Genomic DNA, 13,517 nt, shown 5'->3' with positions numbered 1-13,517 from the left:
GCCGGTCGATGCCCCGGGGCTCCGGTCGGCCTGCGGCGGGCCCGCCTGCCGTGGCCACGCGACAACCTCCGCCGGACGTGGTGAATCACTGACGTCATCAAGTTTGTAGCGGGTCGAAGAGGCCCTGTGGCTCGGCGCAGCGGCAACGGGCGGGCCCGGCTCGGCGCCGGGCGGCCCCGTACCCCGGAAAGAGCCGACCGCCGCGTCCCGGTGCGGGACGCGGCGGTCGGTGGGTCGGCGGCGGTGGGCCCGCCGGTGGGCTCAGGAGCCCGCGGTGCCGGCCCGCTTGGACGTCGCCTTGAGGAAGTCCCGGTTGAGCCGGCCGATGGTGGTCAGCGGGATGCCCTTCGGGCAGGCCGCGGCACACTCGCCGATGTTGGTGCAGCCGCCGAAGCCGGCCTCGTCGTGTGCGTCCACCATGCCGATCACCCGGGTGTACCGCTCGGGCTGGCCCTGCGGCAGCAGCGAGAGCTGGTTGATCTTGGCGGCGGTGAAGAGCATCCCGGAGCCGTTCGGGCAGGCGGCCACGCAGGCGCCGCAGCCGATGCAGGCGGCCGACTCGAAGGCGGCGTCCGCGTCGGCCTTGGCGACCTGGGTGGAGTGCGCCTCGGGCGCGCTACCGGTCGGCGCGGTGATGTACCCGCCAGCGGAGATGACCTTGTCGAAGGCGCTCCGGTTGACCACCAGGTCCTTGACGACCGGGAAGGCGCGGGCGCGCCACGGCTCGATGTCGATCGTGTCGCCGTCGGAGAACTGCCGCATGTGCAGCTGGCAGGCGGTGGTGCCGCGCTGCGGCCCGTGCGCCTCACCGTTGATCATGAGGCTGCACATGCCGCAGATGCCCTCACGGCAGTCGTGGTCGAACGCGATCGGCTCGTCGCCGTCGAGGATCAGCCGCTCGTTGAGCACGTCGAGCATCTCCAGGAAGGACATGTCCGGGGACACGTCCTGTACCTGGTAGGTCACCATCTGACCCTTGTCCTCGGGGCCCTTCTGGCGCCAGATGCGCAGGGTCAGGTTCACTTGTAGCTCCGCTGCGTCGGGTGGACGTATTCGAACTTCAGGTCTTCCTTGTGCAGCACGGGCTGACCGGTGCCGGTGTACTCCCAGGCCGCCACGTAGGCGAACCGGTCGTCGTCGCGCTGCGCCTCGCCGTCCGGGGTCTGGTGCTCGGCCCGGAAGTGGCCGCCGCAGGACTCCTCGCGGTGCAGGGCGTCGATGCACATGAGCTCGGCCAGCTCGAAGAAGTCGGCCACCCGGCCGGCCTTCTCCAGCGACTGGTTGAGCCCCTCGCCGTCGCCCGGCACGCGGACCCGCTGCCAGAACTCGTCGCGCAGGGTGCGGATCTCGTCGATCGCCTTGCGCAGCCCGGCCTCGGAGCGCTCCATGCCGCAGTGCTCCCACATGATCTGGCCCAGCTCCCGGTGGAACGAGTCCACCGTCCGATCGCCGTTGATCGCCAGCAGCCGCTGGATCCGCGCCTCGACCTCGGCGCGGGCCGCCACCGCATCGGGGTGGCTGGCGTCGACCTTCTCCAGCGCGCCGGAGGCCAGGTAGTTCGCGATGGTGTTCGGCAGCACGAAGTAGCCGTCGGCCAGGCCCTGCATCAGCGCCGAGGCGCCGAGCCGGTTGGCCCCGTGGTCGGAGAAGTTGGCCTCACCGATCACGAACAGGCCGGGGATGGTGGACTGGAGGTCGTAGTCGACCCAGAGGCCACCCATCGTGTAGTGCACGGCGGGGTAGATCCGCATCGGGACCTCGTACGGGTCCTCGCCGGTGATCCGCTCGTACATCTCGAAGAGGTTGCCGTACTTCGCCTCGATGGCCTTGCGGCCCAGCCGCCTGATCGCGTCGGCGAAGTCCAGGTAGACGCCGAGGCCGGTCGGGCCGACGCCGCGACCCTCGTCGCAGACGTTCTTCGCGGCCCGGGAGGCGATGTCCCGGGGGACCAGGTTGCCGAAGGAGGGGTAGATCCGCTCCAGGTAGTAGTCCCGCTCGCCCTCGGGGATGTCCTTCGGGCTGCGGTTGTCGCCCTTGGCCTTCGGCACCCACACCCGGCCGTCGTTGCGCAGCGACTCGCTCATCAGGGTCAGCTTCGACTGGTGGTCGCCGGAGACCGGGATGCAGGTCGGGTGGATCTGGGTGTAGCAGGGGTTGGCGAAGTGCGCGCCCTTGCGGTGCGCCCGCCAGGTGGCGGTGACGTTACTGCCCTTGGCGTTGGTGGAGAGGTAGAAGACGTTGCCGTACCCGCCGGAGGCGAGCACGACCGCGTCGGCCATCTCGGTGCTGATCTCACCGGTGACCAGGTCGCGCACCACGATGCCGCGGGCCCGGCCGTCGACGATCACCAGTTCGAGCATCTCGTGGCGGGCGTTCATCTCCACGTTGCCCAGGCCGATCTGCCGCTCGAGGGCCTGGTACGCGCCGAGCAGCAGCTGCTGACCCGTCTGGCCCCGGGCGTAGAAGGTGCGCTGTACCTGCGCGCCGCCGAAGGACCGGGTGTCCAGCAGGCCGCCGTACTCGCGGGCGAACGGGACACCCTGGGCGACGCACTGGTCGATGATGTTGACCGAGACCTCGGCCAGCCGGTGCACGTTCGACTCCCGGGACCGGAAGTCGCCGCCCTTGACCGTGTCGTAGAAGAGCCGGTGCACCGAGTCGCCGTCGTTGCGGTAGTTCTTGGCCGCGTTGATGCCACCCTGCGCGGCGATCGAGTGGGCCCGGCGCGGGCTGTCCTGGAAGCAGTACGACTTGACGTGGTAGCCCTGCTCGGCCAGGGTCGCCGCGGCCGAGCCGCCGGCCAGGCCGGTACCCACCATGATCACCGTCATCTTCCGGCGGTTGGCCGGGTTGACCAGCTTCATCTCGAAGCGGTGGCGCTCCCACCGGGTCTCGATGGGGCCGTCCGGGGCCCTGGTGTCGGCGATCGGGTCGCCCTCGGTGTAGAGATCCATGTCAGGCCACCAATCCGGTGAGTACGGCGAACGGAACCACCAGGTAGCCGGCGGTCAGCGCGACGGCGAAGACCAGCGCGGCGGTCCTGGCCCGGCGCTCACCCCTCGGGGTCTGCTGACCGAGGCTGCGGAACGCGCTGAACGCGCCGTGGCGCAGGTGGAAGCCGAGGGTGACGACGGCGAGGGTGTAGAAGAGCGTGACGTACCAGCGGTCCGGCGCGAAGTCGGCGACCACGTTGCTGTGCGGCCGGGTGGAGTCGCCGACCGGGTTGAGGGTGCCGGTGGTCAGGTCCAGGATGTGGTAGATCACGAAGAGCAGGATGATCACCCCTCCCCAGCGCATGGTGCGTGCCGCGTAGTTCACGTGGATCTTCTTGCGGTGCGCGTACGGGACCGGGCGGGCGGCCCGGGCGCGCAGCGCCAGCACGGTGGCGGCACCGATGTGGGCCAGCACGGCGACCACCAGGACGGTGCGCTGCAGCCACAGGTACCAGCCGGGCGCGAGCAGCGGGGTGCCCAGGTCGCGCAGCCAGTGCGCGTAGTGGTTGAACGCCTCCGCGCCGGTGAAGATCTTCAGGTTTCCCAGCATGTGCGCGATCAGGAACAGCACCAGGATGATGCCCGTCACCGCCATGACGACCTTGAGCCCGACATTGGTGCGGATGGGCGACCGAGTTTTCGTGATTACCACCCGACCGACGCTAGGAGCACTTGGATCAGGCGTCCAATGCATCGACTTCGCAGTCTTGATAGCCATAGGCTATCTAGATGCAGCTCCATCAGCTCCGGTACTTCGTTGCGGTCGCAGAAGTACGACATTTCACCCAGGCTGCCGATCTTGTCGGGATAACCCAGCCCTCGTTGAGTAAGCAAATTCACGCCCTGGAGACCGACCTCGGGGCTCCGCTGTTCGAACGGGTAAGGGGCAACATCACCCTCACCGCGGCGGGCGAGGTGCTGCTGCCGCTGGCCAAGCGGATCCTCGCCGACGTCGACACCGCCACCCGCGAGGTGCAGGAGTTGGTGGGCCTGCGCCGGGGTCGGGTCCGGCTGGGCGCCACCCCCAGCCTGGCCACCTCGCTGGCACCCCCGGTGCTGCGCCGGTTCCGCGACGCCCACCCCACCGTCGACCTGCGGGTGGAGGAGGGCGGCTCCCAGGACCTGATCCGTGACCTGCTCCGCGGCGACCTCGACCTGGCGCTGGTCATCATGCCGGCCGCCGGCACCGATCCCGGCCTGCGCGCCGACCCGATCCTGCGGGAGAGCCTGGTGGCCGCCTCGGTGGACCCGCTGCCCGCCGACCCGGTCACCGGCGAACTGCGCATCACCGACCTGCGCGACCAGCCCCTGGTCATGTTCCGCGAGGGCTACGACCTGCGCGACGCCACCCTCCAGGCCTGCCGGGAGGCTGGCTTCGAGCCGACCCTGTCGGTGGACGGCGGGGAGATGGACGCCGTGCTCAGCTTCGTCGAGGCGGGGCTCGGCGCCGCCCTGGTTCCCGGCATCGTGGTGGCCCGGCGGGCCGGCATCCGGGTCACCCGGCTCGCCCCGCCCGGCGTACGGCGGACCATCGCGGTGGCCCGCCGCCGGGACGTGGTGCCCACCCACGCCGGCCGCGAGCTGCGCCGGATACTGCTCGAGTACGTCCACGACGCCACCGCCGCCGAACAACTGCCGGCCGGCGTGGAGCCGCTCTAGACCCCACCGGACCTGATCTTCCGTCCGGCTACGTCACCGGCGCCCGGCTCGTCAGCGCCCCTCGGCGTCGTCCATCGCCCGGTAGATCCGCTGCTCGGAGACGGGGTACGGGGTGCCGAGCGCCTGTGCGAAGACGTTCACCCGCAGCTCCTCGATCATCCAGCGGATCTGCCGGACCGCCGCCGAGCGCCGCTTCGCCTCCGGCAGCGCGGCCAGCATGTCCTGGTACTCCCGCTGCACCACGGCGATCCGGTCCTGCTGCTGCTTGTCCCGCTGCGGGTTGCCGGGCAGCCGGTCCAGCCGGCGCTCGACCGCGGTGAGGTAGCGCAGCAGGTCGGGCAGGCGGGCGTACCCGGCCTCAGTGATGAAGCCGGCGTGCACCAACCCGGTGAGCTGGTTGCGGATGTCCGCCAGGGCGGCCACCACCGCCAGGTTCCTCGTGGCACCGAGACGCTGCTCCACCGCGTACGCGGCGGCGAGCACCTGGCGGACCCGGTTCATCACCTCGACCACCGTGTCGACCAGGTCGGCGCGGACCTTGTCGCGCAACGCGGCGAAGCCCGCCTCGTCCCAGGCCGGCCCGCCGGCGTCGGCGATCAGCTTGTCGATCGCCGCGCCGGCCGCGTCCTCGATCAGCGCCTGCACCCCGCCGTGCGGGTTGCGGGACAGCGCCAGCTTGGCTTCGTTGGAGAGCCGCCCCTGGAGGAACTTCGCCGGGGAGGGCACGGTCAGCCGGAGCAGCCGCCGGGTGCCCGCCCAGTGCGCGGCCTCCTGCTCGGCGGGGGAGTCGAACACCTTCACCCCGACCGTGGCGCCCTCGTCGACCAGGGCCGGGTACGCGGTCACCGCGTACCCCGCGCGGACCTGCTCGATGGTGCGCGGCAGGGTGCCGACGCTCCAGTCCTTCAGCCCGGTGCGGGCCACGTCCGGCGCGGCGGCGGCGACGACCTGGCGTACCTCCTGGCGGAGCCGGCGTTGCAGGGCCGGCAGGTCCTTACCCTCGGCGACCGGCTCGTCGCCGTCGCCGAGCACCCGGAAGGTGACCCGAAGGTGCGGCGGCAGCTTCGCCAGGTCCCAGGCGTCCGGCGGGACGGTCACCCCGGTCATCCGGCGCAGCTGCCGGCTGAGCGCGTCCAGCAGCGGTTCCGCGCCGGGGGTGATCGCGGCCAGCGCGGCCCGGGCGTAGTCCGGGACCGGGACGAAGTTGCGCCGGACCGCCTTGGGCAGCGACCGGATCAACGCGATCACCAGTTCCTCGCGCAGCCCGGGCACCTGCCAGTCGAAGCTCTCCGCGGGCACCTGGTTGAGCAGCGGCAGCGGGATGTCCACGGTGACGCCGTCGGTCGGCGCGGTCGGGTCGAAGGTGTACGTCAGCGGGAGGGTGACACCGTCGGCCCGCCACTCGTCCGGGTAGTCGGTCTCGTCCACGCCGCCGCGACCGGAGTTGATCAGCAGCTCGCGGGTGTAGGTGAGCAGGTCCGGGCGTTCCCGGCGGATCTTCTTCCACCAGGTGTCGAAGTGCCGGCCGGAGACCACGTCGGCGGGGATCCGCTGGTCGTAGAACTGGAAGATCGTCTCGTCGTCGACCAGGATGTCCCGCCGCCGGGCCCGGTTCTCCAGCTCCTCCACCTCGGCCAGCAGCCGCTGGTTGTCGCGCCAGAACTGGTGGTGGGTCTGCCAGTCGCCCTCCACCAGGGCGTGCCGGATGAACAGCTCGCGGCTCAGCGCCGGGTCGATCCGGCCGAAATTGACCTTGCGGGAGGTGACGATCGGGATGCCGTACAGGGTGACCTTCTCGTAGGCCATCACCGCGGCCTGCTTCTTCTCCCAGTGCGGCTCGCTGTAGCTGCGCTTGACCAGGTGCTGGGCGAGCGGCTCCACCCACTCCGGCTCGACCCGGCCGGCCACCCGGCCCCAGAGCCGGGAGGTCTCCACCAGCTCCGCGGCCATCACCCAGCGCGGTGGCTTCTTGAACAGCGCCGACCCGGGGAAGATCGCGAATTTCGCGCCGCGCGCCCCCAGGTACTCATGCTTCTGGGCGTCCTTGAGCCCGACGTGCGAGAGCAGGCCGGGCAGCAGCGACTGGTGCACCTTCGGGGTGTCGATCTCCTCCGGCAGGTCCGCGCCGGCGCCGCGCCGGCCGCCGTCGGCCGCGGCGTCGGTCCCGCCGCGCCGGCCCCGCCGCCCCTCGCCCGCGTCCGGGGTACGCAGCACCTGGCGCAACTGGCTGACGATGTCCTGCCACTCCCGCACCCGGAGGTAGTTGAGGTACTCCGCCTTGCACATTCGGCGGAAGGCGCTGGAGGACAGGGTCCGCTGCTGCTCGCGCAGGTACCGCCAGAGATTGAGGTACGCGACGAAGTCCGACTCCTTGTCGGCGAACCGGGCGTGCGCCTGGTCGGCCTGGGCCTGCTTGTCGGCGGGGCGCTCACGCGGGTCCTGGATGGACAGCGCGGCGGCGATCACGATCACCTCGGTGGCGCAGCCGTTCCGCTCGCCCTCCAGCACCATCCGGGCCAGCCGGGGGTCGACCGGGAGCTGGGCCAGCCGCCGGCCGGTCGCGGTGAGCCGCTTCGCCGGGTCGGTCTCGGTCGGGTCGAGCGCGCCCAGCTCGTGCAGCAGGTTCACGCCGTCGGTGATGTTGCGCCGGTCCGGCGGGTCGATGAACGGGAACGCGCCGATGTCGCCGAGCCCGATCGAGGTCATCTGGAGGATGACCGAGGCGAGGTTGGTGCGCAGGATCTCCGGGTCGGTGAACTCCGGCCGCGAGGTGAAGTCCTGCTCGTCGTAGAGCCGGATGCAGATGCCGTCCGAGGTACGCCCGCAGCGGCCCTTGCGCTGGTTGGCCGACGCCTGCGACACCGGCTCGATCGGCAGCCGCTGGACCTTCAGTCGGCTGGAGTAGCGGGAGATCCGGGCGGTGCCCGGATCCACCACGTACTTGATGCCGGGGACGGTCAGCGACGTCTCCGCGACGTTGGTGGCGAGCACCACCCGGCGTCCGGCGTGCGGGGCGAAGACCCGGTGCTGCTCGGCGGTGGAGAGCCGGGCGTACAGCGGGAGGATCTCGGTGCCCAGCAGGCTGCGTTTCTTCTGCACCAGCTTGCCGAGCGCGTCGGCGGTGTCCCGGATCTCCCGCTCGCCGGAGAGGAAGACCAGGATGTCTCCGGGCCCCTCGGCGGCCAGCTCCTCGACCGCGTCGCCGATGGCCTGGATCTGGTCCCGGACGTTCTCCTCGTCGGCCTCGTCCTCCTCCTCGGCCTCGGTGACCTCGACCAGCGGCCGGTAGCGCACCTCCACCGGGTAGGTCCGCCCCGACACCTCGACGATCGGCGCGGGGTCGCCCTCGGCGTCGGCGAAGTGCTTCGCGAACCGGTCGGTCTCGATGGTCGCCGAGGTGATGACCACCTTGAGGTCGGGACGGCGGGGGAGCAGCTGCTTGAGATAACCCAGAATGAAGTCGATGTTGAGGCTGCGCTCGTGCGCCTCGTCGATGATCAGCGTGTCGTACTGGCGCAGCATCCGGTCGGTCTGCAGCTCGGCCAGCAGGATGCCGTCGGTCATCAGCTTGACCAGGCTGTTCTCGCTCACCTGGTCGGTGAAGCGGACCTTGTAGCCGACCACGTCGCCCAGCTCGGTGCCGAGTTCCTCGGCGATCCGGTCGGCAACCGTCCGGGCGGCCAGTCGGCGGGGCTGGGTGTGCCCGATCAGCCCGTTGATCCCGCGGCCCAGCTCCAGGCAGATCTTGGGCAGCTGGGTGGTCTTGCCGGACCCGGTCTCGCCGGCCACGATCACCACCTGGTGGTCGCGGATCGCGGCGGCGATGTCGTCCCTGCGCTCGCTGACCGGTAGCTGCGCCGGATAGGTGATCGCCGGCACGGCGGCCCGCCGGCTCGCCAGCCGCGCCTCGGCCCGGGTCACCTCGGCCGCGATCTCGGCGAGCGCCGACTCCCGCCGCTGCGGGTCGCGCAGCTTGCGAACCCCGTCCAGCCGCCGCTGCAGCCGGCGCTGGTCGCGGAACAGCAGGGGGGAGAGGCGGCGGTGCAGGTCGCGGGCGGTCTCGGGTACGGCGGGTGCGGCTGGATTCTGCATGTCGTCGCCAAGGATAGGCAGGCGCGCGTCGCAGCGCCTGCGGGTTACCGCCCGGCGGCCGGGCTCAGCCGGTCGCGCTCCCGGCGGCCGGGTTCCGCCGTCGGCTCGGCGGCCGCCACCCGCGCGTCGTCCAGCGTCAGCGACGCCACCAGGGGCAGCGCGACCGCCGTGACCTGCGTGCCGACCACCGACACGGTGTGGCCGGCCCAGAACCGGCGGAAGTGCTGGACGAGCTGTTCCGCCGAGCGCCGCTGACCGTCGCCATCGATCCCGCCCGACGCGCGCGTCCCGCACCCCTGCCGGGCCTGTCGGGGGTCTCCGTGCTGGTCGCCGAGGTCGGCCGGAGCATCCTGGCCGCCGTCGCGGAGGGCGCCTGGCCGCGACTGAAGGCGTGCGCCGCGCACGAGTGCCGCTGGGTCTACTACGACCGCAGCCCGGCCGGGCGCAGCCGCTGGTGCACCATGAGCATCTGCGGCAGCCGGGCCAAGATGCGCGCATACCGGCGGCGTGCCCGGCCTGCCTGAGCAGGGTCGCGGGCCGGAGCGGCTAGAGTTTTCGCCGACCGATGTCGGGCACGTCGACTGCTGGGGCGGGATGATCATGCGGGATACCGACCGGGCGCTGGTGCAGGCCGCGACCGCCGTCGCGAAGCTGCGCTGCCGCAGCGACAACCACACCGTCGCGGCCGCCGCGCGGGCCACCGACGGCCGGATCTTCAGCGGCGTGAACGTCTACCACTTCACCGGGGGCCCCTGCGCGGAGGTGGTGGCGATCGGCGCCGCCGCCACCGCGGGCGTGGGCGAGCTGGAGACCATCGTCGCGGTGGGCGACCGGGGGCGGGGTGTCATCCCGCCGTGCGGTCGTTGCCGGCAGGTGCTGCTGGACTACTTCCCGTCGATCAAGGTGATCGTCGGCCCGCCGGACGGGCTGCGGGCGGTCCCGGTGGCCAGCCTGCTGCCCGAGACGTACGTCTGGGCGGACCACCAGGTCGAGGTGCCGGCGGCGCCGCGGACCGGGGTGTGGCCGATGCCGGTGGTGCCGGGCAGCCGCCAGGCCGCGGAGGACCAGGCCCGCGCCTAGTCCCCGGCGGCCAGCTCCAACATGGCGGTCGGCACCGCGACCTCTTCGAAGCGGAGCACGCCCTCGGGCACCATCCAGCTCATCACCCGGGCGACCAGCTGCCCCGAACTCACGGCGGGGTCGTTGGCGTAGAGCTCACGGGCCATTTGCGGGTCGACCCCGAGCACCACGAAGCCGCGGATCCGCTGGTCGTCGCCGCCGAGGAACGGGCCGGCGGCCAAAACGGCACCCTGCTCCACCAGCCCGGCCTGGTGGGCCAGGTGCGCGTCCTGCAACCGGTCGAGCGCGTCCCGGGGCAGCTCGGGCGGATGGTCGGGGCGGACCAGGAGCACCACGGTGTGCTGGTCGAATCGCATGATGCCAGCTTAGGAGTCGCGCTACGGCGTCGCCCGGGCCCGCCCAAGTTTGCCTGGGTCGCGGATCGTATTGCCCCATCAGGTTCAATTCTGCCTCATGTCTACGAACGGTGTAGTCACCGACTAACTTCGCGATCAGTGTGATTCTGGCGAGGTGGACATGAAGGAGGCAGGGTGGTATCGCGACGGCAGTTGCTGATGGTGGGCGCCGCTGGTGGGGCGGCCGTACTTCTCTCGCCCCGTGGTTCGTGGGCGGCACCGATCCCACTGGCACAGCCCCTCACAGATGCTGCCACCATCGCGAAGTACGTGACCGACCTGGTGATCCCGCCAGCCATGCCACCGGCACGGAAGGGCGGCAAGCACAAGATCGACGAGTATCTGATCGGCGTTCGGCAGTTCCGGCAGCAGGTCCTGCCGCCGGGCCTGCCCGGCACTACGGTGTGGGGCTACGGTTCCGCCCTGGACAAGCGCACGTTCAACTTTCCCGCGTTCACGATCAACGCCCGGGTCGACGAGCCGGTGCGGGTGACCTGGATCAACCAGCTCGTCGACAAGAAGGGCAACTTCCGGCCGCACCTGCTGCCGGTCGACCCGACGCTGCACTGGGCCAATCCACCGGGCGGGATCGCCGGCCGCGACTCCACAACCAGGTTTGACAAGACGCCCGGCCCGTACGACGGCCCGGTACCGATGGTGGTGCACCTGCACGGTGGACACAGCAGAGAGGAGAGCGACGGGTATCCCGAGGCTTGGTATCTGCCGGTGGCGCGCAACATCCCCGCCGGCTTTGCCACGGTGGGCACCTTCTACGACGAGTTCCGGCGCAAGTTCGAGCGGCGACACGGGATCAGGTGGGAGCCCGGAACCGCGACCTTCCACTACGACAACGACCAGCGGGCGACCACCGAGTGGTTCCACGACCACACACTCGGCATGACCAGGCAGAACGTGTACGCCGGTCCGGCCGGCTTCTACCTGCTGCGCGGGGGCTCGTCCGACCTGCCGCCGGGGGTGCTGCCCGGTCCCGCTCCGGCTCTCGGCGACAAGCCGGGCACCCGCTACCACGAGATCCCGGTCGTCATCCAGGACCGGTCGTTCAAGCCGGACGGCTCGCTCTTCTACCCGGACAGCCGGGCGTTCTTCGGCGACTGCACCGAGCCCGGTGACTACATCCCGAACGGCGATGTGCCACCGATCTGGAACCCCGAGTTCTTCGCCGACACGATGGTGGTCAACGGCCGGACCTGGCCGAAGCTCGAGGTCGAGCAGCGCCGCTACCGGATCCGCCTGCTCAACGGGTGCAACTCGCGGTTCCTGGTGCTGAAGATCGTGGCCAACCCGACCGCTCCCCGGCCGGTCGATCCGGTGGCGCTGACCTTCTGGCAGATCGGCAGCGACGGTGGCTTTCTGCCCAGGCCGGTGGAACTTCAGTCGCTGCTGCTTTCTCCGGCGCAGCGGGCCGACGTGATCCTGGACTTCAGCAAGGTGCCGGTCGGTACGGAGCTGTTCCTCATCAACGAGGGTCCGGACGGTCCGTTCCCGCCGGCGCCGGACGACCCCGAGCCTTTCGCGGATCCTGCCACCACCGGGCAGGTGATGAAGTTCGTGGTCCATCCGCGGGTCGGCCACGACAGGAGCGTCCCGCCGGACCAACTCCGCCTGCCCAGGTTCAAACCCCTGGGGAAGAAGGACAAGGTCCGGCAGGTCTCGCTCAACGAGCTGACATCCCGAACAGATTGCGGTCCCAGCGCGGCCCTGCTGGGTACGGGCACGTTCGATCCCAACGCGACAGCGAAGCGGTGGGACGACGAGATCACCGAGTCGGTAGCCCTAGACTCCACCGAGATCTGGGAGATCTACAACAACACCCCGGATGCCCACCCGATCCACATCCACGAGGTCCAGTTCCAGCTGTACAACCGCGAACTGCGGAACGGCACGGTGGTGCAGCCGCTGCCGCAGGAGAGGGGCTTCATCGACACGGTGGTCGCCCTACCGGACCAGATCACCCGGGTCAAGGCCCTCTTCGACCTGCCCGGTCGGTACGTGTGGCACTGCCACATCCTCGAACACGAGGACAACGAGATGATGCGGCCGTACGAAGTCGTCGGCCGGCCGAAGGGCGACGGCGGGGCGCACGGGCCACACCGCCTTCCGGAGGGCGCCCCGCACGCCGGTGACGGTGGGTCCCAGCGTCCCTCCCTTCGCATGAGTGCCGCGAGTGCCATCGGCGGCACGGCGGCCCTCTCGGCGGCGATCGGCGGTACCGCGGCGCTGGCGAGGAAGCGGAAGGAGGGATCCGCGGCTTCGGATTAGGACCGGCCATCATCGGCGCCCGGCCGGCGCAGGGCGCGGATCGACCAGTCGAGTACCGGGGCCAGGCTTTCGCCCGCCGGCCAGCCGTTGATCACCGAGAGCAGTTGCAGGTACCGCTCCCGGCGGGGGTCGTTCGCGGACGCCAGCCGGTCGAGCAGCCGCCGCCGCAGCTCGGCGTCGTCGGGGCGGCCGCACAGCCGCGCGTACCGGTCGGTGACCGCCGCGACCACCGGCTCGGCGGCGGGTGAGAGCGGGTCCACGCCGGCGGCCAGCGCCGGCTCGACCTGGTCCCGGACGACCGCGACCGCGTCCCGGCGGACGCTCTCGCGGCCGAGGCGGTCCGCCGCGTGCTGTTCGGCCATCCGTCGCAGGCCGGCGCGGAAGTCCGGATCCTGGGTCAGCTCGGCCAGCTCCACCCAGGCCTCGACCTGCTCGACATCGGGACTCTCGGGCAGCTCGGGGGTCAGGGTGCGCCGGATGCCCGCGAATGCGGGATCGGCGTCGAGGCCGGAGAAGGTGGCGTCGAGGAAGTCGTCGACCAGACGTCGACGCTTGTCCTCGGAGAGTTTGGCCAGTTTGTGCATGAGCTCCATCTCCTCGGGGGTGGACCCGCGTCGGGCGACCGCCGTCAGCACCGCGCGGCGCAGCCGCAGCACCCGGATCTGCGTCGCCAGCGCCTCGGCGTGCGCCGCGGCGACCTCGGCGAGCGGGACCTCCCGGTCCACCACCCGGCGGATCGTGGCCAGGTCCAGGCCCAGGTCGCGCAGGGTGCGCACCAGGTCCAGGCGGGCGACCGCCTCGATCCCGTAGCGACGTCGGCCGGTCGGGCCGCGGTCGGTCGGCGGCACGATGCCGCGGTCGGACCAGAACCGGATGGTCTTGACCGTCAGCCCGGTCCGCCGGGCCAGGTCGCCGATCGAGTAGCGCGGCTCTCCGTTCATGCCCCCACCTTCGCTGCTCCACCTGGGGGAGGTGCAAGCCGTCGACCGGAGATCGACAAACGCTGGTTAGGTATGCC

The 13,517-nt window shown here is 71.1% G+C and carries 11 protein-coding genes; 4 read left to right on the top strand and 7 right to left on the bottom strand.

The window, feature by feature from the left end; genetic code table 11:
- Positions 1-261: 261 nt before the first annotated feature.
- The 3 genes from ACL02O_RS23550 to ACL02O_RS23540 are packed head-to-tail and all read right to left on the bottom strand — an operon-like array spanning position 262 to position 3,687.
- Positions 262-1,023, bottom strand: coding sequence for a succinate dehydrogenase/fumarate reductase iron-sulfur subunit (locus ACL02O_RS23550; protein ID WP_412820312.1), 762 nt, complete (start codon positions 1,021-1,023; stop codon positions 262-264).
- Positions 1,020-2,954: a fumarate reductase/succinate dehydrogenase flavoprotein subunit gene (locus ACL02O_RS23545; protein ID WP_412820311.1), complete on the bottom strand. Its 1,935-nt coding sequence runs from the start codon at positions 2,952-2,954 to the stop codon at positions 1,020-1,022. The genes ACL02O_RS23550 and ACL02O_RS23545 overlap by 4 nt, the downstream gene beginning before the upstream one ends.
- A 1-nt stretch (position 2,955) precedes the next feature.
- Entirely contained in the window at positions 2,956-3,687 is a 732-nt protein-coding gene (locus ACL02O_RS23540; protein WP_412820313.1) for a succinate dehydrogenase cytochrome b subunit, read from the bottom strand.
- A gap of 35 nt (positions 3,688-3,722) precedes the next feature.
- On the opposite strand from ACL02O_RS23540, the gene ACL02O_RS23535 reads away from it, so the two are divergent.
- Entirely contained in the window at positions 3,723-4,652 is a 930-nt protein-coding gene (locus tag ACL02O_RS23535; RefSeq protein ID WP_412820310.1) for a LysR family transcriptional regulator, read from the top strand.
- 51 nt (positions 4,653-4,703) lie between these two features.
- Here the strand turns inward: ACL02O_RS23535 and hrpA are convergent, their stop codons facing one another.
- Entirely contained in the window at positions 4,704-8,744 is a 4,041-nt protein-coding gene (hrpA, locus tag ACL02O_RS23530) for an ATP-dependent RNA helicase HrpA (RefSeq protein WP_412820309.1), read from the bottom strand.
- Between the two features lie 44 nt (positions 8,745-8,788).
- Positions 8,789-8,932, bottom strand: coding sequence for a hypothetical protein (locus tag ACL02O_RS23525; RefSeq protein ID WP_412820308.1), 144 nt, complete (start codon positions 8,930-8,932; stop codon positions 8,789-8,791).
- A 9-nt stretch (positions 8,933-8,941) separates the two neighbouring features.
- On the opposite strand from ACL02O_RS23525, the gene ACL02O_RS23520 reads away from it, so the two are divergent.
- Both ACL02O_RS23520 and ACL02O_RS23515 read left to right on the top strand, forming a co-directional pair.
- Entirely contained in the window at positions 8,942-9,268 is a 327-nt protein-coding gene (locus ACL02O_RS23520) for a CGNR zinc finger domain-containing protein (RefSeq protein WP_412820307.1), read from the top strand.
- 76 nt (positions 9,269-9,344) lie between these two features.
- Entirely contained in the window at positions 9,345-9,824 is a 480-nt protein-coding gene (locus ACL02O_RS23515; protein WP_412820306.1) for a cytidine deaminase family protein, read from the top strand.
- Here the strand turns inward: ACL02O_RS23515 and ACL02O_RS23510 are convergent.
- A complete protein-coding gene (locus ACL02O_RS23510; protein ID WP_412820305.1) occupies positions 9,821-10,180 on the bottom strand; it encodes a YciI family protein in 360 nt (119 codons plus the stop codon). The genes ACL02O_RS23515 and ACL02O_RS23510 overlap by 4 nt on opposite strands.
- Before the next feature lie 174 nt (positions 10,181-10,354).
- Between ACL02O_RS23510 and ACL02O_RS23505 the strand changes: the two genes are divergently transcribed.
- Positions 10,355-12,499 carry a multicopper oxidase family protein gene (locus ACL02O_RS23505; protein ID WP_412820304.1) on the top strand — a complete coding sequence of 715 codons (2,145 nt, stop codon included), beginning with the start codon at positions 10,355-10,357 and terminating at the stop codon, positions 12,497-12,499.
- On the opposite strand, the gene ACL02O_RS23500 is transcribed toward ACL02O_RS23505, so the two are convergent.
- A complete protein-coding gene (locus ACL02O_RS23500) occupies positions 12,496-13,440 on the bottom strand; it encodes a MerR family transcriptional regulator (RefSeq protein ID WP_412820303.1) in 945 nt (314 codons plus the stop codon). The genes ACL02O_RS23505 and ACL02O_RS23500 overlap by 4 nt on opposite strands.
- Positions 13,441-13,517 lie beyond the last annotated feature (77 nt).

This window comes from Micromonospora mangrovicola (assembly GCF_047200535.1).
GTDB lineage: Bacteria > Actinomycetota > Actinomycetes > Mycobacteriales > Micromonosporaceae > Micromonospora.
The sequence above is the reverse complement of the archived record's forward strand: the minus strand, read 5'-3'. Positions and strand labels throughout refer to the sequence as shown.